The sequence below is a fragment of the Terrimicrobium sacchariphilum genome (genome assembly GCF_001613545.1).
Classification (GTDB): Bacteria; Verrucomicrobiota; Verrucomicrobiia; order Chthoniobacterales; family Terrimicrobiaceae; genus Terrimicrobium; species Terrimicrobium sacchariphilum.
Window position 1 is genome coordinate 178,110 of record NZ_BDCO01000003.1, and the last position, 22,775, is coordinate 200,884.

General features: G+C 61.7%; 21 protein-coding genes and 3 tRNA genes. 11 read left to right on the plus strand and 13 right to left on the minus strand.

The genetic code is table 11. The annotated features are described in order from the left end of the window. Positions 1–69 precede the first annotated feature (69 nt). Together TSACC_RS18495 and TSACC_RS18500 are read right to left on the minus strand one after the other, a co-directional pair. A complete protein-coding gene (locus tag TSACC_RS18495) occupies positions 70–996 on the minus strand; it encodes a 2-dehydropantoate 2-reductase (protein WP_075080955.1) in 927 nt (308 codons plus the stop codon). Further along, positions 993–2,297, minus strand: a complete 1,305-nt coding sequence (locus TSACC_RS18500; RefSeq protein ID WP_075080956.1) for an NAD(P)/FAD-dependent oxidoreductase — start codon at positions 2,295–2,297, stop codon at positions 993–995. The genes TSACC_RS18495 and TSACC_RS18500 overlap by 4 nt, the downstream gene beginning before the upstream one ends. A gap of 83 nt (positions 2,298–2,380) precedes the next feature. Here TSACC_RS18500 and nuoD point away from each other — a divergent pair, with 83 nt between their 5' ends. Further along, positions 2,381–3,628 (plus strand): NADH dehydrogenase (quinone) subunit D, encoded by a 1,248-nt coding sequence (gene nuoD / locus TSACC_RS18505; RefSeq protein ID WP_075080957.1) that lies wholly within the window; start codon positions 2,381–2,383, stop codon positions 3,626–3,628. 104 nt (positions 3,629–3,732) lie between these two features. Here nuoD and TSACC_RS18510 read toward each other — a convergent pair whose 3' ends face one another. The 9 genes from TSACC_RS18510 to kdpA all read right to left on the minus strand — a co-directional run bounded on the left by TSACC_RS18510 (position 3,733) and on the right by kdpA (position 13,287). Then, positions 3,733–4,077 carry a DMT family protein gene (locus TSACC_RS18510; protein ID WP_075080958.1) on the minus strand — a complete coding sequence of 115 codons (345 nt, stop codon included), beginning with the start codon at positions 4,075–4,077 and terminating at the stop codon, positions 3,733–3,735. Positions 4,078–4,122: 45 nt separating this feature from the next. After that, entirely contained in the window at positions 4,123–4,458 is a 336-nt protein-coding gene (locus TSACC_RS18515; protein WP_075080959.1) for a histidine triad nucleotide-binding protein, read from the minus strand. Beyond that, a complete protein-coding gene (locus TSACC_RS18520) occupies positions 4,455–5,012 on the minus strand; it encodes a hypothetical protein (RefSeq protein WP_075080960.1) in 558 nt (185 codons plus the stop codon). The genes TSACC_RS18515 and TSACC_RS18520 overlap by 4 nt, the downstream gene beginning before the upstream one ends. Beyond that, positions 5,009–5,500 carry a transcriptional regulator NrdR gene (gene nrdR / locus TSACC_RS18525; RefSeq protein ID WP_075080961.1) on the minus strand — a complete coding sequence of 164 codons (492 nt, stop codon included), beginning with the start codon at positions 5,498–5,500 and terminating at the stop codon, positions 5,009–5,011. Before nrdR ends, TSACC_RS18520 begins: the two co-directional genes overlap by 4 nt. Before the next feature lie 126 nt (positions 5,501–5,626). Further along, positions 5,627–6,316, minus strand: coding sequence for a response regulator (locus tag TSACC_RS18530; protein ID WP_075080962.1), 690 nt, complete (start codon positions 6,314–6,316; stop codon positions 5,627–5,629). After that, positions 6,313–8,949: a DUF4118 domain-containing protein gene (locus tag TSACC_RS18535; RefSeq protein WP_075080963.1), complete on the minus strand. Its 2,637-nt coding sequence runs from the start codon at positions 8,947–8,949 to the stop codon at positions 6,313–6,315. The genes TSACC_RS18530 and TSACC_RS18535 overlap by 4 nt, the downstream gene beginning before the upstream one ends. Before the next feature lie 4 nt (positions 8,950–8,953). Further along, a complete protein-coding gene (gene kdpC / locus TSACC_RS18540) occupies positions 8,954–9,505 on the minus strand; it encodes a potassium-transporting ATPase subunit KdpC (protein WP_075080964.1) in 552 nt (183 codons plus the stop codon). Positions 9,506–9,509: 4 nt separating this feature from the next. Next, on the minus strand, positions 9,510–11,591 hold the full coding sequence (gene kdpB / locus TSACC_RS18545) for a potassium-transporting ATPase subunit KdpB (protein ID WP_075080965.1): 2,082 nt from the start codon (positions 11,589–11,591) through the stop codon (positions 9,510–9,512). A gap of 16 nt (positions 11,592–11,607) precedes the next feature. Beyond that, positions 11,608–13,287, minus strand: coding sequence for a potassium-transporting ATPase subunit KdpA (gene kdpA / locus TSACC_RS18550; protein ID WP_075080966.1), 1,680 nt, complete (start codon positions 13,285–13,287; stop codon positions 11,608–11,610). A 290-nt stretch (positions 13,288–13,577) separates the two neighbouring features. On the opposite strand from kdpA, the gene TSACC_RS18555 reads away from it, so the two are divergent. After that, positions 13,578–14,303, plus strand: coding sequence for a hypothetical protein (locus tag TSACC_RS18555; protein WP_237764026.1), 726 nt, complete (start codon positions 13,578–13,580; stop codon positions 14,301–14,303). Positions 14,304–14,340: 37 nt separating this feature from the next. On the opposite strand, the gene TSACC_RS18560 is transcribed toward TSACC_RS18555, so the two are convergent. Next, complete coding sequence (locus TSACC_RS18560) at positions 14,341–15,666, minus strand: DUF6600 domain-containing protein (protein WP_075080968.1); 1,326 nt, start codon at positions 15,664–15,666, stop codon at positions 14,341–14,343. A gap of 267 nt (positions 15,667–15,933) precedes the next feature. On the opposite strand from TSACC_RS18560, the gene TSACC_RS18565 reads away from it, so the two are divergent. From TSACC_RS18565 to TSACC_RS18600, 8 genes are all read left to right on the plus strand, one after another. Continuing rightward, positions 15,934–16,009: transfer RNA gene (locus tag TSACC_RS18565), tRNA-Thr, on the plus strand. Between the two features lie 45 nt (positions 16,010–16,054). Beyond that, positions 16,055–17,239, plus strand: a complete 1,185-nt coding sequence (gene tuf / locus TSACC_RS18570) for an elongation factor Tu (RefSeq protein ID WP_075080969.1) — start codon at positions 16,055–16,057, stop codon at positions 17,237–17,239. Positions 17,240–17,260: 21 nt separating this feature from the next. Continuing rightward, a tRNA-Trp gene (locus tag TSACC_RS18575) sits at positions 17,261–17,333 on the plus strand. 43 nt (positions 17,334–17,376) lie between these two features. Beyond that, a complete protein-coding gene (locus TSACC_RS18580; protein ID WP_075080970.1) occupies positions 17,377–17,592 on the plus strand; it encodes a preprotein translocase subunit SecE in 216 nt (71 codons plus the stop codon). A 6-nt stretch (positions 17,593–17,598) separates the two neighbouring features. Further along, positions 17,599–18,162 (plus strand): transcription termination/antitermination protein NusG, encoded by a 564-nt coding sequence (gene nusG, locus TSACC_RS18585; protein ID WP_075080971.1) that lies wholly within the window; start codon positions 17,599–17,601, stop codon positions 18,160–18,162. Positions 18,163–18,381: 219 nt separating this feature from the next. Then, positions 18,382–18,678: a hypothetical protein gene (locus tag TSACC_RS18590; RefSeq protein ID WP_075080972.1), complete on the plus strand. Its 297-nt coding sequence runs from the start codon at positions 18,382–18,384 to the stop codon at positions 18,676–18,678. A 57-nt stretch (positions 18,679–18,735) separates the two neighbouring features. Next, positions 18,736–19,476, plus strand: coding sequence for a hypothetical protein (locus TSACC_RS18595; protein ID WP_153811522.1), 741 nt, complete (start codon positions 18,736–18,738; stop codon positions 19,474–19,476). 128 nt (positions 19,477–19,604) lie between these two features. Beyond that, positions 19,605–19,679, plus strand: a tRNA-Val gene (locus TSACC_RS18600). Here TSACC_RS18600 and waaF read toward each other — a convergent pair. Further along, positions 19,667–21,571, minus strand: coding sequence for a lipopolysaccharide heptosyltransferase II (waaF, locus tag TSACC_RS21370; protein ID WP_169809701.1), 1,905 nt, complete (start codon positions 21,569–21,571; stop codon positions 19,667–19,669). The two genes, TSACC_RS18600 and waaF, sit on opposite strands and share 13 nt — an antisense overlap. Here waaF and TSACC_RS18615 point away from each other — a divergent pair. Beyond that, positions 21,570–22,754, plus strand: a complete 1,185-nt coding sequence (locus TSACC_RS18615; RefSeq protein ID WP_075080974.1) for a 5-(carboxyamino)imidazole ribonucleotide synthase — start codon at positions 21,570–21,572, stop codon at positions 22,752–22,754. The genes waaF and TSACC_RS18615 overlap by 2 nt on opposite strands. Positions 22,755–22,775 lie beyond the last annotated feature (21 nt).

Here is a 22,775-nt window from a genome sequence, read left to right on the forward strand (position 1 = left end):
CGAAGCGCACCGGAAATTGCGTCTGCCCCTCACAAATCGCACTCCGCGAGGGAATAACGCGGGTATTTGTTACGGCAATGCAGCGTTGAGGGCAACCAACTGGGCGTAAAGCGCCTCGAGGAGCGGGGTGGTCACCCCGGCGGTACGAGCCCGACGGAGCGGCTCGCCCCAGATCGGCTCGACCTCGAGCTTTTGCCCCGCCCGCCAATCGATGAGTGTCGAGGGCGCGTATGGCCCCATCGGGTAGGTGCGATCGATCTGGAAGTCGGCGTATTTTTCCTCGATGGGAAACCCGAGAGCATTGGCGGTGGCGATGGTCTCCTCCATCAACCCGCGGCAACGCTGGTGCAGAACCGGATCGGCCAGGATGGTATCGACCGTGACGCCGCCAGCGGCGACGGAAAGGCCGTTGAACGGGATGTTCCAGACCAGCTTGCGCCAGCGTTCCTCGGCGAGATTTTCCACCACGTCGGTGTGAACGCGGGCGGTATTGAAGGCCTCGGCTATTTTACGGAGGCGGCTGGATACCGGGCGGCCAAACTCCCCGATGGAGAGCTTCCCCTTGCCGACATGATTGACGCTCGCCGGGGTCCTGCGGGTGAGACAGATGAAACACAGTCCTCCGAGCACGCGCTCCGCGCCAAACTGGCTGGCAAGCAGTTCATCGCCGCCCAGGCCGTTTTGCAGCGTCAGCAACGCCGTGTCGGGGCCAAGCAGGGGCGGAATTGCGTGTGCGAGGACATCATTGGACGTCGCCTTGAGCGAGTTGATCACAAGGCTGCAGGGGCCGATTTCCTCCGCCGAAGCGAACACGGTGGGTTCTGCGAGGTGGACGTCCCCCGTCGTCTCTGAATATACCCGGATTCCATCGCGGCGAGCCTCCTCGAGTCCGCCCCGCATGAGAAAGGCGACATCGTGGCCTGTCGCCGCCAGCTTTGCGCCGTAATACAGCCCGATGGAACCCGAGCCGACGATACCGATACGCCCGGGAATCATGAATCGTGCTTCGTGAGGGTGAGGATACCCCAGCGTCCCGTCGGACCAGAGATGAGACGAGCGCCCTTGCCGTAGGTGAAATACGCCCAGATCCATTGGAGGAAGACCGCCGAGCGGTTGCGAAAGCCGATGAGAAAGAGCAGGTGGACGAAAACCCACGCCGCCCATGCCAGCAAGCCGCCGAACTTGAATGATCCGATCTGCGCCACGGCCGCGTTGCGTCCGATGGTCGCCATGCTGCCCTTGTCAAAGTAGTTCCAAGGTTCCGTCGGCTCCCGCTGGATGAGGTGCAGGATGTTCTTTGCCGCGTGTCGTCCGGCCTGCATCGCGGCCGGGCTGACTCCCGGGACCGGCTTGCCGCCGTCGTACGTCGCGGTGATCATGTCCCCGATGGCAAAGACGTGCGGATGGCCGGGAATGCTCAGGTCGGCATTGACCTTCACGCGCCCCTGGCGGTCGACTTCGGTACCCAGCATGGCGGCCAGCGGCGATGCCTTGTTGCCCGCCGCCCAGATGACGGTGCGCGTCGGGATCACGGTCTCGTTCACCTGCACCTCGCCCTCTGAGATGCGCTTCACCGCGCTGTTCACACGCACGTCGACGTGCAGGTTTTTCAGCTGGTTCATGGCGCTCTCGGAGAGGGTCGGATCAAAGGTCGGGAGCACGCGCGGCCCGGCTTCGATGAGAATCACCTTGGCCTCCGCCGGGTTGATGCGGCGAAAGTCCTTGCGAAGAGTGAATCGCGCAAGTTCGGAGATCGCCCCGGCCATTTCCACGCCAGTAGGTCCTGCTCCCACCACGACGAAGGTCATGGCGGCTTCGCGCAGCGCGGGGGTCGGTGCCTTCTCCGCCACCTCAAAGGCGAGGAGCACGCGCCGGCGGAGTTCCACCGCGTCCTCAAGGCTCTTCAAGCCCGGGGCCAGGGGTTCCCAGTCATTGTTGCCAAAATAGTGATGCCGTGCTCCGGCGGCGACGATGAGATAATCGTAGTGAAAAGTCAGGTCACCTGTGACCACCTCGCGGGTCTCAGGGTGGATTTCCTTCACTTCGTCGAGCACGACGGTGACATTCTCCTGATTCCGCAGGATGGCCCGGATCGGCTGGGCAATGTCCGCCGGGGACAGCCCGGCAGTGGCCACCTGGTAGAGGAGGGGTTGAAAGAGATGGTGATTGCTCCGGTCGATGAGGATGATTTTGACCGGCTTGCCGTCCAGTTCCTTGACGGCCGACAGCCCCCCAAAACCTCCTCCTACGACGACGAGCACGGGGGGGCATGCTTTTTCAGTCGAAGTGATATTCATTATTGCGGTATTTCTCTGGTAAGAGTTTCTTTGAATCTCTCACACAAAACGATACTCCGACACGGATAAGGACTTTTTAAAAAATGGCGACGACAATTGAACATCCCGATGCTCTTTCCAGGGGCCTTCAGAGTGTGCGTGACGCACAGGAAGTCGGAGAACTGCTCGGCGAGACGCTGACACTGAACATGGGGCCGTCGCACCCCTCGACTCATGGCGTGCTCCGTATCGTTCTCGACCTCGACGGCGAGGTGATCACCCGCGGCATGCCCGACGTCGGTTACCTGCATCGCGGCGACGAAAAAATCGCCGAGAACATGCAGTACAACCAGTTCGTTCCCTACACGGACCGTCTGGACTATCTCGCTCCCATCGCCAACAACGTCGCCTACGCGCTCGCGGTGGAAAAACTCATGGGCTGGGAACTCCCGCCCCGTGGCAAGGCCATCCGCGTGATCTGTTGCGAGCTGGCCCGCATTTCCTCCCACCTTCTCGGCGTGGGCTGCATGGCGATGGATATCGGCGCCATCACCGTCTTCCTCTACACCTTCACCGAGCGCGAAAAGATCTACAACCTCGTCGAGCTCCTCAGCGGCGCGCGCTTCACCACGAGCTACACCCGCGTCGGCGGCCAGACGCACGACCTGCCTGAGACTTTCCTTCCGCAGCTCAAGGAGTTCATCCGCACCTTCAAACCCGCCCTCGAGGAAACCGACGGTCTGCTCACCCGCAACCGCATCTTCGTCGACCGATGCAAGGACGTCGGTGTGATCTCGAAGGAAGACGCCATCGCCTACGCGCTCTCCGGCCCGAACCTTCGTGGTTCCGGCATCGATCACGACCTGCGCCGCAAGAATCCCTACCTCGACTACGAGAAATACGACTTTGAAGTTCCCGTGGGAACCGTGGGCGACAGCTACGACCGCTATCTCGTCCGCATGGAGGAGATGCGCCAGAGCATTCGCATCCTCGAGCAGGTCATCGACAAGCTCCCGACCGGCCCGATCAACGTCATCGACCCGAAGCAGATGCTCCCGGTCAAGACGGACGTGCTGACGAAGATGGAAGAGCTCATCCACCACTTCATCCGCGTCACCGAGGGCGTCGATGCCCCGGCGGGCGAGGTGTACTTCGGCGCGGAAAACCCGAAGGGCGAGCTCGGCTTCTTTATTCACTCCAAGGGCGGCGGCGTTCCGTACCGCCTCAAGATTCGCAGCCCAAGCTTCGTGAATCTCAGCATCCTTCCCAAGATCCTGCCCGGCCACCTCGTCAGCGACGTCGTGACCATTCTGGGATCGTTTGACTTTGTGATGGGCGAGTGCGACCGCTAGCGGCGCGCGACACCTGTTACAACATTGGTGTGTGAGGGGCGGTGGACGACGAGTTCACCGCCCCTGCTCTTTTTAACGAGCAGGGCGGAAAGTCCGCTTTTCGCCTAGGCGGAGCGGAAGATGAAAAACACCGCTCCGACCATGCAGAGGCCCGCCCAGAGATAGTCGAGCTTGATCGGCTGGCCCATGTAGAAGACCGCAAATGGCACAAAGACCGAAAGCGTGATCACCTCCTGCATGATCTTCAACTGCGGCAGGGTGAGCATGCTGGACCCGATGCGATTGGCCGGGACCTGGAGCATGTACTCAAAGAACGCGATGCCCCAACTCACCAGGATGGCGTAGATGAGCGGCTGCGTCTTCATCGTCTTCAGGTGGCCGTACCACGCGAAGGTCATGAAGAGATTCGACAGAATCAGCAGCAGGGTGGTCGTAACAATCGGCGGCATAAGGAAAGAGAGACGCGCCGGGAGGAACAGGCAAGAGGATTTCGCCTAGCCTGGAGGCCAGCTGAGCGAATGACCGCCGAGCACATGCACGTGCATGTGCGGCACGGTCTCGCCGCCATCCACACCCTGGTTAATCGTGATGCGGAAACCATTTTCCAGCCCTTCCTGCTTTGCCACCTTGGCGGCGGTGAGCAGCAAATGACCAAGGAGAGCCTGATCTTCCGGCTGGGCCTCACCCACGCGTGCAATGGGCTTCTTGGGAATGACCAGCACGTGGACAGGCGCCTGCGGATTGATGTCGCGAATCGCGATGCTCAGGTCGTCCTCGTAAACGATCTGCGCGGGAATCTCCCGGGCGATGATCTTTTCGAAGAGCGTCATGACAGCTGCAACTCCATCTCCTCCTTACGGGCGGAGACGACTTCCTCGCGGACGAAATTTACGATCTCCTCGAGCAGTCCCGAGCAGTCGCGTCGCCACACCTTGGCCGAGCGGAGCAGCTTCACGCCGCTGTGGGCGTCGCAGATCTCCAGACGCTGGGCCTTGGCGTCGAGCGCCTCGCGGACGCGGACGCGGAGCAGGTCAAAGAAGGCGAGTTCATACCCGTGGCCGGCATTGCGGGCGAGTTCCTCGAGCGAAATGCGCGCAGGTGGCGGGCTGGCGGCGAATTCCCCGGCCACATCGCTGTAGCCGATGACCTGGAGCACGGACTGCACCGCCTTTTCCAGGCCGGTGATCGTCACGGTATTTTCGCCGAAATCCTGCTCGAAGTAGCTGGTGACGCTCTCCGTCACATGCGAGGCGAGCCACCACTTCTTGTACCCGGCCCGCTCGGCCGCCTTGGCCAGCGAGGTGGCGAGCCAGGTGCGTTCGAAATTCATGATGCGGCCATCAGGGAAGCAAACGAGCGGGAGGTTGTTGCGAAGTGCGATCATGCCTTGAAAAGTTCGGGCTGTGCCTGGGTGCGAACGGCGCGTTTTTCGAAGCTCTGGATTTCCTCGATGAAATCCCCGATCTCCTGAAACTGCCGGTAAACGGATGCGTATCGCACATAGGCGATGGGATCGAGGAGGTGCAGACGCTCCATCACCTTCGCGCCAATCTCGCGAGTGGGGATTTCTCGTTTCTGCTCGGCCTCCAGCTCCTGCATGATGTCCTCCACGGCCTTTTCGATGAGATCGAGTCCGATGGGCCGCTTTTCGCACGCTTTGACCAAGCTGGTTTTCAGCTTGTGACGGTCGAAAGGCTCGTGGCGGCCATCGCGCTTGATGGCGCGCAATTCAATGCGCTCGATTTCCTCGTACGTCGTGTAGCGTGTCTCGCAATCAAGGCACTCGCGACGGCGTCGAATGCTCGCACCGTCTTTCGACAGCCGGGAATCGATCACTTTATCTTCGAGTGAGCCGCATTTGGGACAACGCATTGTGGTCCGTGGAGAATTAAATCTGAATTCACCACAACATCTAGGGATGTCAATCGCAGACTACCCTTCCGAACCCCTCATCGGCGCAAAAAAGTTCCACGATGGAGAAACGTGTGGAACAAATTTTCAGCGACCTTCTTCCATCGGCACTTGCAGGCGATATCCGATGCCGGTTTCCGTGCGCAAACCTTCCGCCGGGAAGCCGCGCTCCGTGAGCTTCTTGCGCAGGTGGCTCACGTAGACGCGCAGGTACTGGCTCTGCGAGGTTGCGTTGGGTCCCCATACCGTGGCGAGCAGATGCTTATGCGTGACGATTTTTCCCGCGTGTCGCGCGAGTTCGCGGAGCAGCGAGTATTCCGTGGCGGAGAGGGAAAGCTCCTCGCCATGCACCCACGCGAGGCGGGCGGCTGCGTCGATGCGCAGCGGACCGCATTCCAGCACGGGATCATTGGCGGGTGTCGCTCGGCGCAAGACCACGCGCAGACGGGCGAGCAGTTCCGCACTGCTGAAGGGCTTCGTCACATAATCATCCGCCCCGGCGTCGAGCGCCTGCACCTTGTCCTCTTCCGCATCGCGCACGGAGAGAATCAATACGGGCAGCAGAGTCCACTCGCGCAGGCGGCGCAACACGGTGACGCCATCAAGGTCGGGCAGGCCAAGATCGAGAATGATCGCATCGGGCTGCCGCGATGCAGCCTCCACCAGACCATCCTGCCCGGTCGTTGCTTCCCGGACCTTGTGGCCGACGCCTTCCAGCACGAGGCGAACGAGTCGCCGGATCTGCGGTTCGTCGTCGATGACGAGGATGTTGCTCATGGCGTGATGAGATTCTCCGCAGATCGCGTCTCGACGGGCAAGCGCAGGATGAAGCGCGCTCCGCCCTCCGCGCGATTTTCCGCCGTCACCGTTCCTCCCAGCGCGGCGGCAAATCCGCGCACGATCGACAGGCCAAGCCCCAACCCTTTGGAGGCGGTCGAGGAGCCGCGTCGGAATTTCTCAAACACCGCTTCCGGGTTGTCGCCGAGTCCCGGGCCGGAATCGCTCACCGTCAGCCGCAAACCATCGCCTTCCCGGTCCGCGGTGAGCGTGATGGGTGCGCCGTTGCCGTGCTGCGCGGCGTTGCGAATGAGATTGGTCAAGATCTCCTCCATCAGTGCAGCGTCGACGCGCGCGAGGGCTGCCCCGGGCGCGATGCCGACCGTGATCTCGCAACCGCGCACATCGTCGCTGCCGCGTAGTATCGACTCGTCCACGATCTCGGAAAGGTCGCACCATTCCAGCCGGGGTTGCACTCCGCCGGTCTCGATGCGGGTGATGTCGAGGAGATTGCTTACGATGCGGTTGAGTCGGTTGGATGCGATCTGAATCTCTCCCACCAGCGCATGGCGGTCGCCGATGTCGTTCGAAAGCCCATCCGCCGCCGTCGAGATGGCGGCGAGGGGAGTGCGAAACTCGTGCGACACGCTGTCGAGGAGTGTCTTTTGCAATTCCCGTGACCGCGCCTCCACTGCGGCGGACTGCGCCTGGCGCAAGAGCTGGTCCCGTTCGCATACCAAGGCGAACTGGGTGGAGAAGGTCTCAACCAGCTGGCGCTCGGCCAGGGTGAGCGGACGAGTCAGCGGCAGCGAAAGCACGCCGGAGACGCGGTCGCCGTTCTTCAGCGGGAGATGGAAATGTGTGGCCTGCGGCAGGGTGTTGGTGAATTTGCCCGCGGCTTCGCCATGGCGGAGACACCAATCGGACACGGCGACTTCGTTGGCTTCCAGTTTCGGCCCGGCGGCCTCCGCGAGCGTGCCATCGTTTTCAAGCGTTACGGTGGCGGAGGTGTTGAGGAGGCTGGAGCAATGCGCGGCGAGGTGCTGGGCTGCGGCGATGGAGCTTTCCGCCGCTGCGATGTCGCGGCTGAATTCATACAGCGCGACGGCCTGCTGTTCGCGTCGGCGCTCGGCATTCTCCCGTTGGCGCAGGCGGGCATTCAGGTGCCCCATGACCAGCGCGACGATGAAATACGTCGCAAAGAGGATCACGTCGTGCGGAGCACGGATGTAGAAGGTGTAGTACGGCTTGATGAAGAGGTAATTCCATGCCAGCGCCGTGAGTGCTGCCATCGCGATGGTCGGAACGCGCGAGAGCACGGTCGACCCGATGATGACAGAAAGCAGATAAATGAGACCGACCGTGATGTAGCCGACGGAATCCCGGATGATCAGCCCGAGCACGGTCGTGGCCAGAACGATCAGTGCGCCGATGCCAAGCTCCCGGGCAAATTTCGGACGCCGGAAATCGGAAAGATCAAACCGCCAGCCGCCCGCGCTTTTCTCCGCACGAACGACATAGATGTCGATGTCTCCGCTGCGGCGTATGAGCTTATCCACGAGCGAACCGCCGTGCAGGAGATCGAGGAGCGGATGATTGAGCGGTTTGCCCACGACGATCTGGGTGACATTGTGCTCGCGGGCGACGCGCAGAAGAGTCTCGGTGACGTCCTCGCCGCCATAGGTGACGACCTCCGCGCCGAGCGAACGTGCCAGCGCGAGATTGCGCTCCAGGCGCGTGCGTTCCTCATCGGAGAGCGTGCGACCGCTGTCGATGAAGGCCGCCATCCAGGTCCCATGCGTGAGGCTGCAAATCCGCCGTGTCCACCGGATGAGGTGACCGGAGAACGGGCTTGGCCCCACGGCGACGAGATAGCGCTCGTGGGATTTCCATGGCCCGCTGATGCTTTGCGTCCGCAGGTAATCGCGCACGTCGCGATCCGCCCGTTCGGCGGAAATGCGCAGGGCGATTTCGCGCAGAGCCTTCAGGTTTCCCTCGCGGAAAAAATTGTCGGAGGCGGTGATGGCGCGTTCGCCGAGATAGACTTTTCCTTCGTTGAGCCGTTTGCGCAGTTCGGCGGGCGAGATGTCGATCAGCTCGAGCTCCGTCGCCTGGTCGAGGAGAGAATCCGGCACGGCCTCCCGCGCGGGCGCGCCAGTGATCTGCGCCACCACATCGCGGTAGCTCTCGACATGCTGGACGTTGAGCGTGGTGTAGACGTCGATCCCGGCGGCGAGGATTTCCTCCACATCCTGCCAGCGCTTCGGGTGGCGGGAACCGGGGGCGTTGGTGTGGGCGAGTTCGTCGATGACGGCGAGCTGCGGGCGCGCGGCAAGCAGGGCGTCGAGGTCGAACTCCTCGATTTGCACGCCGCGATGCGCGATCGTCCGGCGCGGGATATGCGGAAGCCCGGTGGTCAGTGCGATCGTCTCGATGCGGCCATGGGTTTCCACATAGCCGATCATCACCCGCACGCCCTCCTCCTGCCGCTGCTGGACGGCCAGCAGCATGGCGTAGGTCTTGCCCACGCCAGGGCACATGCCGAGGAAGACCTTGAGCCGTCCGCGCGTGCTTTCCGCCCGGGCGATGCCCGCCAGCAGGGCGTCGGGATCGGGCCGCCGTTCGTCGTTCACGCCGCTATCTTAGCGCATCCAGCGCGCGATTCAGCACCAAAACATTCACCCGCGACTGACCGAGGAAGCCGAACTGCGGGCCTTCGGTGGCCGTCGCGACGACGCGCCGGATGGCCTCCGGCGGGAGCTGGCGGGCGGCAGCCACACGCGCAACCTGATACTCTGCCGCCTCGGGGGAAATGTGCGGGTCCAGCCCGCTGCCCGAGGCGTAGAGAAGGTCTGACGGCGCGTTGGGCCCGATGGCGGCGCGGCGCTCCTCCACGCCTGCCGCCAGCTTCGCGCTGGTGAACCCCTGGTTGCTGGCCCCGGAGGGCACGGTTCCGTAATCGGAGGCCGACGGACGCGGCCAGAAGTATTTCGGCGCGGTGAATTTCTGCGCGAGCAGCGCCGACCCGGCTGGCTGCGTGGCGGGGCCGACGAGGCTGCCATTCGCTGCGTGCGGAAAGAGCGCCTGGGCAACGCCGGTCATGGCCAGCGGGTAGGCGAGGCCGGTGAGCACAGTGAAGACCACGATGGCCCGGAGCGAGACGAGATAATCAGTGAGGATGGTTTTCATGGGATCAGGCGAGGTGAAGGGTCACGAGCAGCATGTCGATTAGCTTGATGCCGATAAACGGGGCGATGACGCCGCCGAGGCCGTAGATGATGATGTTGCGCAGGAGCACCTGCGACGCTCCCGTGGCTCGGTAGGCCACGCCGCGCAGGGCCAGCGGAATGAGCGCGATGATGATGAGAGCGTTGAAGATCACCGCACTCAGGATCGCGCTCTCAGGCGAATGCAGGCCCATGATGTTCAGGGCAGCGAGCGGACCGGGCGCGCCGGGTTTCAAGGCATACAGAGTCGCAAACATCGCAGGCAGGATGGCGAAATACTTCGCCACATCGTTCGCGATGCTGAAGGTGGTCAGCGCGCCGCGCGTCATGAGGAGCTGCTTGCCGATCTCGACAACCTCGATGAGTTTCGTGGGATTGCTGTCGAGGTCGACCATGTTTCCCGCCTCGCGCGCGGCCTGCGTGCCGGTGTTCATCGCCACGCCCACGTCGGCCTGGGCCAACGCCGGGGCGTCGTTGGTGCCGTCGCCGGTCATGGCCACGAGGTGGCCTTCGGCCTGCTCGGCGCGGATGCGCTGGAGCTTCATCTCCGGCGTCGCCTCGGCCATGAACTCATCCACGCCCGCCTCGGCGGCGATCGCGGCTGCCGTGGTCGGGTTGTCGCCCGTGATCATCACGGTACGGATGCCCATCTTGCGGAGCTGGCTGAAGCGCTCCTTGATGCCGCCTTTGACCACGTCTTTCAGTTGAACGACGCCGAGCACCGTCACGCCCTCCGCGACCACGAGCGGCGTGCCGCCCGCCTTGGAAATGACCTCCACGGCGTTGCGCACCTGCGCGGGGAATTTTCCCCCCTGGCGCTCGACCTCCTGGCGAATCGCCTCGGCTGCGCCCTTGCGAATGCTGCGTGTCGTCATGGGAGCGCCATCGTCATCGACCTTGATATCGATGCCGCTCATGCGGGTCTGCGCGGTGAAGGGCACGAAGTCGACATGCGACGGCAGGAAGTCCCGCGCGCGCAGGCCATGGAGATCCTTGGCCAGCACGACGATGGAGCGACCCTCCGGGGTTTCATCCGCCAGCGACGAAAGCTGCGCCGCCTCGGCGAGTTGGCGCTCCTCCACGCCTGGAGCGGGGTGAAAGGCCGTCGCCATGCGGTTGCCGAGCGTGATGGTGCCCGTCTTGTCGAGCAGCAGCACATCGATATCCCCGGCCGCCTCAACTGCGCGACCGCTGGTGGCGATGACGTTGCGCCGGATCATGCGGTCGATGCCGCTGATGCCGATGGCGCTGAGCAGCGCGCCGATGGTGGTGGGAATCAGGCAGACCAGCAGCGAAACCAGAACCGGCGCGCTGGTATTGACGACGTCCTTCTGTCCCGCCGCCTGCTCGCTGTAGGCGCAGAAGGCGGGCAGGGTGAAGACCGCGAAGAGAAACAGCACCGTGATGCTGACGAGCAGGATGCCGAGAGCGATTTCATTCGGCGTCTTCTGGCGGCGTGCGCCTTCCACCATCGAGATCATGCGATCAAGGAATCCCGCTCCCGGATCGGCGCTGATACGGATGACGATGCGGTCGCTGAGCACGCGGGTTCCGCCCGTGACAGCGCTATGGTCGCCGCCGCTTTCGCGAATGACGGGGGCGGATTCTCCGGTGATGGCCGCCTCGTCGACCGAGGCCACGCCCTCGACCACCTCGCCATCGGCGGGGATCGGGTCATTGGCCTCGCACGCCACGAGGTCGCCCTTGCGGAGTTCCGTCGAGGCGACGCGCTCCTCCACGCCATTGCGCAGGCGGCGGGCCATGGTCTGCGTGCGCGCCTGGCGCAAGGCATTGGCCTGGGCCTTGCCTCGACCCTCCGCCATCGCCTCGGCGAAGTTTGCAAAGAGCACGGTGAACCACAGCCAGATCGCGATTTGCAGGTTGAAGCCCGAGAAGCTCGTGAACAGCGTCACCGTCGTCCAGATGGCCCCGAGGAACACCACGAGCATGACGGGATTTTTCACCTGCTCGCGCGGGTCGAGCTTGAGAAAGGAGTCGCGGATGGCCGCGGGAATCAGTTGGGAATAGTCAGTCTTGGAAGCACTCATATATCGAGTCGATGGGTTAGAACGTGCGACCTTGGAGCATCACCATGTGCTCCGAGATCGGGCCGAGGGTGAGGGCGGGCAAGAAGAACAGCGCGCTCACGATCAGGATCACGCTCACAAGGAGCGCGGCGAAGAGCGGCGTGTTCGTCGGGAAGGTGCCGGGCGAGGGCGGCGCGGCGGTCTTGCGCACCATGCTGCCCGCGATCATCAGCGCCGGAATGATGACGATGAAGCGCCCGATCAACATGCCTGCGCCGAGCATGAGGTTGTAAAACGGCGTGTCGACCGTGAGCCCGGCAAAGGCGCTGCCGTTGTTGCCCAGCGCCGAGGCGAAGGCATACAGAATCTCGCTCAATCCATGTGGTCCTGCGTTGGCGAGGCTGGAGAGCCCGGCCGGAACCGATGCCGCGATGGCCGCGCCGACGAGGATCAGCCCGCTCGGGACGAAGAGCGCGATGACGGCAAGCCGCACCTCACGCGCCTCGATCTTCTTTCCGAGGTACTCCGGCGTGCGGCCCACCATCAGCCCGGCGATGAAGACCGTCAGCAGCACATACATGAGCATGCCGTACATGCCCGCGCCCACGCCGCCGTAGATCACCTCGCCGAGCTTCATGTTGAGCATCGCCACCATCCCGGCGATGGGCGAGAGACTGTCGTGCATGGAATTGACTGACCCGTTCGAGGCGTCCGTCGTGGCGGTCGACCAGAGCACGCTGTTCATCACGCCGAACCTCTGCTCCTTGCCCTCCATGTTGATCGGGACATGCGTGATGGGATTTGGCCGGCTCTCCGCCCACCAGCTCGCCGCGAAGCCCGCGAGGAACAGGATGAACATCGCGCCAAAGAGCGCCCAGCCCTGGCGACGGTCGCCGGTCAGGACGCCGAAGGTGTACGTCAGCGCCGCCGGGATGAGAAAGATGGCGAGGAGTTCGAGGAAGTTTGTCAGCGGGGTCGGGTTCTCAAACGGATGGGCGCTGTTCACGCCGAAGAACCCTCCGCCATTCGTGCCGAGCTGCTTGATTGCGACCTGGGAAGCCGCCGGGCCCATGGGAATGGACTGCTGCGCTCCCTCCACGGTCGTGGCCGTGACGTAACCCGAGAGGTTTTGCACCACGCCCTGGCCAGCCAGCACGATGGTAAAAAGAATCGAGAGCGGGAGCAGGATATAGAGAACCGTTCGTACGAGGTCGGCCCAAAAATTGCCCACCGTCGTGCCGGTGCGCCGGACGAATCCGCGGATGAGCCCGAGCATCACCGCGACGCCCACGGCGGGACTCACGAAGTTCTGCACCGTCAGCCCGGCCATCTGGCTGAAGTAGCTCAACGCCGACTCACCCGAATACGCCTGCCAGTTCGTATTGGTCACGAAGCTGATTGCCGTATTCAGCGCGAGAAGGAACTTCATCCCCGGCAGGCTCTGCGGATTCAGCGGGAGGAAACCCTGCCCCATCAGGATGGCGAGGAGCACCGCCAGCCCGATGATATTGAAGGCGATGAGCGCTCCCGCGTATTGCCTCCAGCTCATCTCGCGCAGCTCACGGATGCCGCAGAGCCGGTAGATGGCCGTCTCGACGGGGGCGAGGAACCGCCATCGTCCTTCCAATACCCGGGCCATGTACAGGCCCAGCGGGGGAGTCAATAGAATGAGTGCTGCCGCGAAGAGCGCGGCCTGAAGAATGTCCAATGCGAACATGCCGTCATTCTCCGGCAATGTCGGCCCGTACCGTGAGTTAAAGGCCCATCCTCCCGCATTAAAAAAACGTAAATGGCCCCATTCCGAGATTTTTAATCACCACAGGCAACCAGGTGCATGGAAACTTTTTCGGTTGCGGGAGGCAATCGCGGCTACGATACTACCCGTTCTTTTCCCAGGGCATGAAGCTGCTTGCACCAACAGTATTGGCACTGGCAATGATCTCGTCGGTTTTTGCGGCTGAGGCTCAGTCGCCAATTGCCTCGAGTCTCGATTTCCAGAAATTCGCGATGAAACTTCGCGAAAACGCCCTGTTGCAGGTTGCGCCCCAAGTGGTTACGCCGTCGAGTCCGGGAGCGGGCTTCAATCGGTATCCGTGGAAGCGTAACATCATGACCACGGTTTTCTGGGTCGGAGAACGCCCGACGGTCAATAATCCGGTGCCGAACTACAAGAGCTCATGGGATCCGCAGTGGGCTCGCAACTACGGCGGGTATGACGACCCGGATTCCTCCCGCCGCCGCAATTTTCTCCCTGCCAATTTCGTTCCCCGCCAAAATCCCTTTTACGTTGCGCTGCCCTACAATGACGTGACGCGAGGCACGACCAAGCCGGAGTCTCGCAAGGTCATTCCATGGTTCAAGCAGGCCTTCGAGCGCCCCGGTAAGTCGGTTTGCAAGGGACGGTGGATCGCCATCCGTTTCGGCAGCCGTATCTGCTACGCCCAGTGGGAGGACTGCGGCCCGTTTCGCACCGATCATTTTCAGTACGTCTTTGGCAACGAACGTCCCCGCCCGAACCTCAACCAGGGCGCTGGTCTCGATATTTCCCCCGCAGTGCGCGACTATCTCGGCATGGGAAACAAAGACGTAACTGATTGGAAGTTCGTCGAGGCTCGCGATGTGCCCGCTGGTCCATGGACGAAGTATGGCGATAACAATACCTTTGTCCTTCAGCGACGCGGAGCAAACCTCTTCCTCGTCGACCGCAATAACGCCTACGGCGCCCGCCGCTAGGTGATCGTTCCCGGGGGTTCTTTCCTCCCGGTGACGGCTAGTAGTTGTTTAGGGTCTTCCATCCGCTTCCAGGCGGTGGTGTTTGCTGGGACCTTGGCTGATTCTGTGGGCGGACCTGCTGCTGCTGGCGATTCTGTTGCTGCTGGAGTTGTATCTGCATGGCTTCGCGCTGCTGTTGCATTGCGTCTGCCTGGCTTTGTTGTTGGCTCTGCCGCATCATTCGCTGCTGGGTATCCTGGATCTGGCGGTTGCGTTCCTGCATCTGCTCCTGTTGTTGCTGGATGCGTACAGCGGTGTCGGATGAGGGCGCCTGCTGCTGGATTTCCTGGCGACGCTGGCGGTTGGCGTTGATCTGGTATTGTTGTGCCTGCTGTTGCTGCTGGTACTGAACCGGAGGGACAACGGTTTGCACAGTTGGCGAATTGGAAGGGTTCGACTGCTGGGGGGCCGGGTAGCCGACTATGCGAGGTTGTGGTTGCACTGTGACGGTCTGCGCTGCTTGAGCGGGTTGAACGGCGGATTGTTGGGGAGGTGGCCCATTTTGGTGGCGCGGAATCCGGACGGTCACGCTGCGCTGGCTCGTCGCGGAAAATATCGGATAAACCCTGGGAGCTCGCACGGGCAGCACGCCTTGCTTCAAGAGAGCCTGTTGTTCCGCCGAAGCCGGCCACCCGACGGCATCCTGGTACTTCTGGATCTGGTATTGCGGGACGGAGTACTGCCCCTGCTGGTTGATCCGAGCGTAGTCGGGCCCATTGCAGTAGATCGCGTTATTGCGCACCGCGATCTTCGTGACATTGGTCGTCGTGGGCAGGATCACTCCGTTCTGCCTCACCGGCATCAATACGGGACGCAGTGCCGGCCAGCCGAGATATTGTACCGGGCAGAAGGTATAGACCTGAATTCCGATCCCGTAGGAAGCATCAACGCTCGTGTTGAATCCGGCCGAGGGTTCCCATACGGCCTCAGGGGGCAGGGGAGCCCAGCCGATATAGTCATCATTTGTGCGCCAGGATACCCAGGCGGGAGCCCATTCGTATCCAGGCACCCAGATCCAGGCACCGTCTTCCAGCGTGGTCCATCGACCATAGTGGTAGGTGATCCATCCCCATGGTTCGTTGGACATCCAAGTCCATCCCGCGTCCGTTTGCGCCCAACGGCCATCCGTGTAGGGACGCCAGTCGGAGTCCACCTTGGGGCGCCAGCTCGTGCCGTAGCCATCCACGTCGATCCACTCGCCGTAGGGGGAAAGTTCATGAAAAAATGTGTCAAAAGTGACCGGAGATTGGGTCTGGGCGGATGCTCCGGAAGGAAAAATTCCCAGCAGGGCAACGATTGCCGCCAGGAGGAGGGGAAATTTCATAAGGTGGCCTCAGAGCGGAATTTAGCGCGATTTTTTGGGACTTCCAGCGGTCTCTTTGGAAATCATCGCGCAGCAATCTCACTCAGGGGGTGTTTTTCATTTTGACAGGCAATTCGCGTTTGGTACGTTTTGCGTCCCTCTTCAATAAGGGAATGAAGACTCTAGCCGTTTCGCGGAATACGGGATAACGGTTAGGGTTTTACGCCCTTTTGCAGGTGGACAAAATACGCAGAAGCGTCCTAGTTCTTTATGGCTCAGGCCCTATATGCCCATGTAGCTCAGTTGGTAGAGCACGTCCTTGGTAAGGACGAGGTCACCGGTTCAATCCCGGTCATGGGCTCCACCCCTGAAGAACGACGCGCCTGTCAAACCAAACGCAACCCTTAAGATGGCAAAAGAACAGTTCCAGAGAACAAAACCGCACGTCAACATCGGCACGATCGGCCACGTTGACCACGGCAAGACTACGCTCACGGCCGCTATCACGACCGTGCTCGCCAAGGCTGGCAAAGCCAAGGCGATGAACTACGCTGATATCGACGCTGCTCCCGAAGAAAAAGAGCGCGGTATCACGATCAACACCGCTCACGTTGAGTACGAGACCGACAACCGCCACTACGCGCACGTCGACTGTCCCGGACACGCCGACTATGTGAAGAACATGATCACCGGCGCGGCCCAGATGGACGGTGCTATCCTCGTCGTCAGCTCCGCAGACGGCCCGATGCCCCAGACCCGCGAGCACATCCTCCTCGCCCGTCAGGTCGGCGTTCCGTCGATCGTCGTGTTCATGAACAAGGTGGACATGGTGGACGACAAGGACCTCCTCGACCTCGTCGAGATGGAAGTCCGCGAACTCCTGAGCAAATACGAATTTCCTGGCGACGACATTCCGATCGTCAAGGGCAGCGCTCTCAAGGCTCTCGAAGGAGACGCCGAGTACGAGAAGCTGATCCTCGACCTCATGTCCGCCGTTGACGAATACATCCCGACGCCGGAGCGTCCGAAGGATCTTCCCTTCCTCATGCCGGTGGAAGACGTGTTCAACATTGAAGGTCGCGGCACTGTCGCCACCGGTCGTGTCGAGCGCGGTATCCTCAAGAAGATGGAAGAAGTCGAGATCGTTGGCATCAAGCCGACCGTCAAGACGACCGTCACCGACATCGAAATGTTCCGCAAGCTTCTCGACTCCGCCGAAGCCGGCGACAACGTCGGTGTGCTTCTCCGCGGTGTTAAGAAGGAAGACATCGAGCGCGGTCAGGTCATCGCCAAGCCCGGTTCGATCAAGCCCCACCGCAAGTTCAAGGCTGAGATCTACGTGCTGAGCAAGGACGAAGGCGGCCGTCACACGCCGTTCTTCTCGAACTATCGCCCGCAGTTCTATTTCCGTACCACGGACGTGACCGGCACCATCAAGCTCCCCGAGGGCGTTGAAATGGTTATGCCTGGTGACAACGTCTCCATCGAGGTCGAGCTGATCACTCCGATCGCCATGGAAAAGACGATCCGTTTCGCTATCCGCGAAGGCGGCCGCACCGTCGGTGCTGGACGCGTGGCGGATATTCTGGAATAAGTTAGTCGCCTCTTTTGCCAAAGGACAGTAGCTCAATTGGTAGAGCAACGGTCTCCAAAACCGTCGGTTGGGGGTTCGAGTCCCTCCTGTCCTGAGCAAAAGGCATTATTCCTACATTTCTAAATTCGTACCCATTCATGATCGGTAAGATCCGCAAGTTTGTCACCGAGGTCCGTGTGGAGCTCGGCAAAGCCCAGTGGCCTTGGGACCCCAACGAAAAAGGTTTCAAGCGCTACAAAGAGCTGGCGGATTCGACCATGGTGGTTTTGATCGCGATGGTCATCCTGGGCGCATACATCGCACTTTTTGATTTCTTCCTCATCAACATCGTCGGTTTCCTGACCAGACAGTAAAGACACATGCCAATCGCACCCCGAGACCAGTGGTATGTCGTGCACGTTCTCTCCGGACAGGAGCAGAAAGTGCAGGACAATCTCGTCCGCCGTATCAAGCTCGAGGAGATGAGCGATTATGTGTACGAGGTTCTCATTCCTACGGAACGCGTGCAGGAGATCAAGCGCGGCAAGAAGACCGAGACCACTCGCAAGTTCTTCCCCGGCTATCTGATCGTCAACATGCACCTGCTGGATGACAACAACCAGCTCGTCGACAAGACCTGGTACTTCGTCCGCGAAACGGACGGCGTGATCGGATTCGCCGGTTCGAAAGACCGCCCGACTCCCATGCGTACCAAGGAAGTCGAGGGTCTGCTGGCCCAGGTCCGCGAACGTGAGGACACCGTAAAGCCAAAGATCAGCTTCGAAGTCGGAGACAAGGTCAAGGTGGCCGATGGTCCGTTCCAGAACCAGAATGGTATCGTCGAGGAAATCGATCCCGAGCGCGGCAAGCTGCGCGTATCGGTTACCATCTTCGGTCGCGAGACCCCGGTGGACCTTGAATACTGGCAGGTCGAAAAGGCCTGATATATTTACCCAACACGTTTTCCGAAAAGGCCGGTCATTACGACCGGCCTTTTCAATTTTCCGGAGTCGCCCCCCTCCATAGTTTCCCTGGAGTCGCCAGCGCCTTGTTTCGGCGATACATGGTGCCGGCCTGGTCCCGAGCATCGCATCGGGGAGGTGATTGCACTTGCCCTTGCCAGGTTGAGTCGGTATCTATGATCGCCAGTTCCTTAACCCAAAATGCTTCCTCTTCTCCTCGCCGGAGGCGCTTACATCGCGCCCATTACCACGACGCAGTCCACGACGACCGAGGTCGATATGTATAATCACACTCTGCGCGGCGAGCGCATTCTGGCTAATGAAGTTGTCTGCCGTAGTCGGTGGGGTACCCCGATGCTCCCCAATGGGAAAGGCGGATATAGCATCATTTCTCCGATCAACCCGGAGTTCATTGCATTGAGCCTCATTCAGCCGCCGAAGACCTCCGGTACGCCCTTCCGTCCGGCCAAGGTAGTGAAGGTCTCCGTCCTCGAATAGAGGAAGATTTTGAGGGATTCGCTTTGCTCCGAGCTTCGGAGCGGTTATCAGATCGCCATGCGCGCGTTTTTCGTACTCGTGGGAGCAGTGCTCCTTGCGTCCTGTGCCCACCGCGAACCTGAGGTTCCCGTGGTCGATCCCACCTCGCTCGGCGATCGTCTCTCCACTGTGGCAAGGACTCACAACTCGGCGCGCCACGAGCAGTTCGCAGATCAGTTCGCGAAGAATGCGACCATCCAGTTGCCAGCCTCACCGCGCGGTGCCACCGTGTCGACGTACCTGAATGCGCTGGCTCTCGATCCCTATACGATCTCGTTTACCAAGCCCGAGATGGTGTATTCCCTGCCCACCCGTGCTGCTACTCGCAGCACGATGACGGCAAACTCTCCGGGGCGCTTCAATATCCAGGAACGCGTGACGGTTGATTGGATCTGGGAGGATGGGTCGTGGAAAATCGCCCGTATCGCTGTGTCCGAGTGGCCTGCGATCGTTGGCACCTGGCGGCGTAGCGGCTTGAAGGGCGAGGGCTCCATCGAGTTGCGCATTCTTCCAGGTAATACCTACGCCATCTACCTCGGTGAGGATATGGCGGTCCCAGCTTTTCGCGGGCGTTACACGCTGGAGGGCAATCGGATCACCTTCACCGACACTTCAGCTAACGAAGCTACGCGCTTTGAAAGCGCTCCGGGCAGTTACACCTACATCGCCACGGGCCGCGGCATGACCCTTACCCGTATTGATGAAGGCAATTCGTGGCGCAAAGACCGCTTCGAGGGCGACTGGAACGGTTCCCGATAGGAAAAGGCTTGCCCGGCAGAGGCGAAATTTCGCATCTCACCGACGTGATCTGCTTGCCTCGCGCGGCCTCCAGTGCATTATTCTTGCCGCAGGCAGGTTTCCCAAGGAGACTCGCCTCCCTTTTCTCAGGGCAGTTAGCTCAGCGGTAGAGCGGTAGTCTTACACACTATTGGTCGGGGGTTCGATCCCCTCACTGCCCACCATTTACCAGCTCCAGCACACGGCTGGAGACTTCTTCCGGGGTCACGGCGGCCATACAGCGGAAATCCACCGGGCAATCCCGCAGGAAGCATGGACTGCACTCGACGCGATGCCGGATCACGACGCTCTTGTCCTTGCGCGGGCCAGTGAGGTCGGGCTCGGTGGAGCCAAAGATCGAGACGAGCGGTACGCCGAGGAAATCCGCGAGGTGCATCGTGCCGGTATCGTTGGTGACGAGTGCGGTGAGCGTTTCCAGTGTCTCCACGAGGCCGTCGAGGGAGGTCTTGCCGGTCAGGTCTTCCACCTCGCCGGGGAATCCCTCAATAATTTCGGCGGCGATGGGCTGGTCGGCCGAAACGCCCAGGATTACCCATTTGCAGTCCAGTTTCGCCGAGACCAGGTCCATCGTCTTGCGGAAGCTCTCGGCGGGCCAGCGCTTGGCAGGGCCATATTCCGCGCCGGGGCAGACGCCGATCACAGGCTTGCCGGGAGCCGGGCGGCTGCGGCGGGGGAGGGGCGGAGGTTCGACTCCGCCGCACTTCTCGGCCAACGTGAAGTACCGGTCCGCGTGGTGTTCAGGCTTGGGAGCCACCTTCTTTTTCTTCTTCTTTTTCTCCGAGGGAATCTGGTTGAGGAAATACTCGCGATTGTGCCCGCGGTAGCCGAATCGCCGCGGGATGCCTGCCAGCCACGCCTCAAGCGCGCTGCGTAGCGAATTCGGAAAAAGCACCGCCACGTCGAAGCGACCGCGGAGCTTTTTCGCCACGGAGAAAATCGACTCTTTTGGCTCAAAGGGGATGATCTCGTCCACCTCGGGCACGAGTTTCCACAGCCCGGCCAGCTTGGCGGGGGTGAGGATGGCGAGGTGTGTGTCGGGACGGCCGAGCTTGAAGGCGCGGGCGGCGCGGAAGCTCATTACGGCGTCGCCCAGCCAGTTCGGCGAGCGCACGACGATACGGAAGGGCTTCAGCGTCTCCTTTTCGCCCTCGGGGAGGTATACGCCGCGCTTCTGCGTGACGGTGAGGAAGTGCGGGAGAGGGGTTTTCCAGCGGTTGTGCACCCAGAACCAGTCGGCGGGCGACTCGCGGATCTGCCGCTCGAGCGCCTTGTTGATGTCGAGGGTGAGCTGTTCGGGCTGCGCGGGGTCGTAGGGCACCTCCTCGCTGATCTCGACGCGCCATTTGGCGAAGCCCTCGGTGAAGATCGCGATCGGCACCACGGCGGCTTCCGTGCGGATGGCCAGCGTGGCTGCCAGCGGCGAGGTGGAGCTCAGGCGGTTGAAGAACGGCATGAAAATGCCGCCATCCCCGGCATTCTGGTCGACCAGTACGCCGACCACGCCGGGCTGGCGCAGGAGGGCGATGGCTTCGTTAAAGCCCCTCTTGCGGTCAAAGGTGGCCACCCCGAGGCGGCGGCGGTCCTGGTTGATCAGGTCGTCGAGCGGCTTGTTGCGCAGCGCCTGATAGACTGTGCCAAACTTGATCTCCGGCATCATGAAAACCATCTGGGCGTAAAGCTCCCAGTTGCCGATGTGGTTGATGGCGATGACGGCGGGGCGACCGGCGGCGAGGTGCTTTTGCAGGCGCTCGGGATGGGCGATCCACGCGGCCTTGGCGATGACCTTCTGTGAAGCTCCGGCGATGTTCAGGGCGCACACGCTATTGGCTCCGAGCGTGGTGAAGTGCTTGAAGGTCAGCGCGCGGATTTCCGCCGGGGTTTTCTCCTCGCCAAAGACGCGGGTGAGATTTTCCCTTGCGAGCCGCCGATAGCTGGGCAGGATGGCCCACAGCAGCGCCCCGAGCGACTGGCCAAGAACAAAGGCCGCGCCGAGTGGCAGACATCGGATTACCGAGATGATGCCCAGCGCCAGAAAGTACGTAATACGGTCAACCATGCAGAACGAGAACGAGCACCCTAGCCGAGCCGATGCTCCGGCGAAAAGGAATTCCATCAACCCCGGCAGCACCGTCGGCATCCTCGGCGGAGGCCAACTCGGGCGCATGTTTGGCATCGCCGCCCGGCGGATGGGGTACAGGGTGCACGCTTTTGAGCCCAACCCGGACAGCCCGGCTGGCCAGATCAGCGATGTCGAGGTGACAGCCTCGTTCACGGATACCGAGGCGCTGGCCCGGTTCGCCTCTGGGGTGGATGCGATTTCCTTTGAGTTTGAGAATATCCCGCTCAGCGCCGTGCAGGCGGTCGAGTCGATCTGCCCGGTGCGCCCGCGCGGCGAGGTGTTGCACATCTGCCAGAACCGCGAGCGCGAAAAGACCTTCCTGCGCCAGAATGGCTTCCCACATGCGGAGTTCCGCGTGGTGGATTCTGCGGAATCCCTCGCGAAAGCCATAGGCGAGATCGGCACCCCATCTGTGCTGAAGACGGCGGATTTCGGCTACGACGGCAAGGGGCAGGTGAAACTCAACGGCTCCGTCGATGCGGCTCAACTCTGGGAGAACTTCGGCGCGCCGCGCGGCGTGCTGGAGGCCTGGGTGCCTTTTGAGCTGGAGCTTTCCGTCGTCGTGGCTCGAGGGGTGGATGGCGTGGCGGTTTCCTTCCCGCCCTCGGAGAATATCCACACCCACCACATCCTCGATCTTTCGATTGTCCCTGGGCGTTTTTCGCCCGAGGTCGCCGAGGCAGCGGAAAAGCTCGCTCGGGAAATCGCTGTCGCGCTCGACGTGGTCGGCCTGCTGGCGGTGGAGTTTTTCCTGACCCGCGATGGCAAACTCGTTGTCAACGAACTCGCCCCGCGTCCGCATAATTCCGGCCACTACACCTTCGACGCCTGCGCCACGAGTCAGTTCGAACAGCAACTCCGCGCCGTCTGCGGCCTGCCGTTGGGTTCGCCGGAGCTCCTCACACCCGTCGTGATGTGGAACATCCTCGGCCACCTTTGGAAAGACGGCGAGCCTCGCTGGGATGTCGTCCTCTCCGAGCCGAAAGCCAAGCTGCATCTCTACGGCAAGGCCGAGGCGCGGCCTGGCCGCAAGATGGGCCACGTCTGCGTGCTCGGTCCGGTCGACGAGGCCCTTGCCACGATCGCGCGGCTCAAGTCCGCGCTCGGCGACGAACGCTAAAAACGCACGGCTTATGCAAGG

What these genes read in the sequence shown, in the direction of transcription:
- TSACC_RS18530 (WP_075080962.1), bottom strand. Translation starts at nt 6,316, where the DNA reads ATGAGCAACATCCTCGTCATCGACGACGAACCGCAGATCCGGCGACTC.
- waaF (WP_169809701.1), bottom strand. Translation starts at nt 21,571, where the DNA reads ATGGTTGACCGTATTACGTACTTTCTGGCGCTGGGCATCATCTCGGTA.
- kdpA (WP_075080966.1), bottom strand. Translation starts at nt 13,287, where the DNA reads ATGTTCGCATTGGACATTCTTCAGGCCGCGCTCTTCGCGGCAGCACTC.
- TSACC_RS18560 (WP_075080968.1), bottom strand. Translation starts at nt 15,666, where the DNA reads ATGAAATTTCCCCTCCTCCTGGCGGCAATCGTTGCCCTGCTGGGAATT.
- kdpC (WP_075080964.1), bottom strand. Translation starts at nt 9,505, where the DNA reads ATGAAAACCATCCTCACTGATTATCTCGTCTCGCTCCGGGCCATCGTG.
- nrdR (WP_075080961.1), bottom strand. Translation starts at nt 5,500, where the DNA reads ATGCGTTGTCCCAAATGCGGCTCACTCGAAGATAAAGTGATCGATTCC.
- TSACC_RS18515 (WP_075080959.1), bottom strand. Translation starts at nt 4,458, where the DNA reads ATGACGCTCTTCGAAAAGATCATCGCCCGGGAGATTCCCGCGCAGATC.
- TSACC_RS18500 (WP_075080956.1), bottom strand. Translation starts at nt 2,297, where the DNA reads ATGAATATCACTTCGACTGAAAAAGCATGCCCCCCCGTGCTCGTCGTC.
- TSACC_RS18520 (WP_075080960.1), bottom strand. Translation starts at nt 5,012, where the DNA reads ATGATCGCACTTCGCAACAACCTCCCGCTCGTTTGCTTCCCTGATGGC.
- TSACC_RS18555 (WP_237764026.1), top strand. Translation starts at nt 13,578, where the DNA reads ATGAAACTTCGCGAAAACGCCCTGTTGCAGGTTGCGCCCCAAGTGGTT.
- TSACC_RS18495 (WP_075080955.1), bottom strand. Translation starts at nt 996, where the DNA reads ATGATTCCCGGGCGTATCGGTATCGTCGGCTCGGGTTCCATCGGGCTG.
- TSACC_RS18615 (WP_075080974.1), top strand. Translation starts at nt 21,570, where the DNA reads ATGCAGAACGAGAACGAGCACCCTAGCCGAGCCGATGCTCCGGCGAAA.
- nusG (WP_075080971.1), top strand. Translation starts at nt 17,599, where the DNA reads ATGCCAATCGCACCCCGAGACCAGTGGTATGTCGTGCACGTTCTCTCC.
- TSACC_RS18595 (WP_153811522.1), top strand. Translation starts at nt 18,736, where the DNA reads ATGCGCGCGTTTTTCGTACTCGTGGGAGCAGTGCTCCTTGCGTCCTGT.
- kdpB (WP_075080965.1), bottom strand. Translation starts at nt 11,591, where the DNA reads ATGAGTGCTTCCAAGACTGACTATTCCCAACTGATTCCCGCGGCCATC.
- TSACC_RS18510 (WP_075080958.1), bottom strand. Translation starts at nt 4,077, where the DNA reads ATGCCGCCGATTGTTACGACCACCCTGCTGCTGATTCTGTCGAATCTC.
- TSACC_RS18580 (WP_075080970.1), top strand. Translation starts at nt 17,377, where the DNA reads ATGATCGGTAAGATCCGCAAGTTTGTCACCGAGGTCCGTGTGGAGCTC.
- nuoD (WP_075080957.1), top strand. Translation starts at nt 2,381, where the DNA reads ATGGCGACGACAATTGAACATCCCGATGCTCTTTCCAGGGGCCTTCAG.
- tuf (WP_075080969.1), top strand. Translation starts at nt 16,055, where the DNA reads ATGGCAAAAGAACAGTTCCAGAGAACAAAACCGCACGTCAACATCGGC.
- TSACC_RS18590 (WP_075080972.1), top strand. Translation starts at nt 18,382, where the DNA reads ATGCTTCCTCTTCTCCTCGCCGGAGGCGCTTACATCGCGCCCATTACC.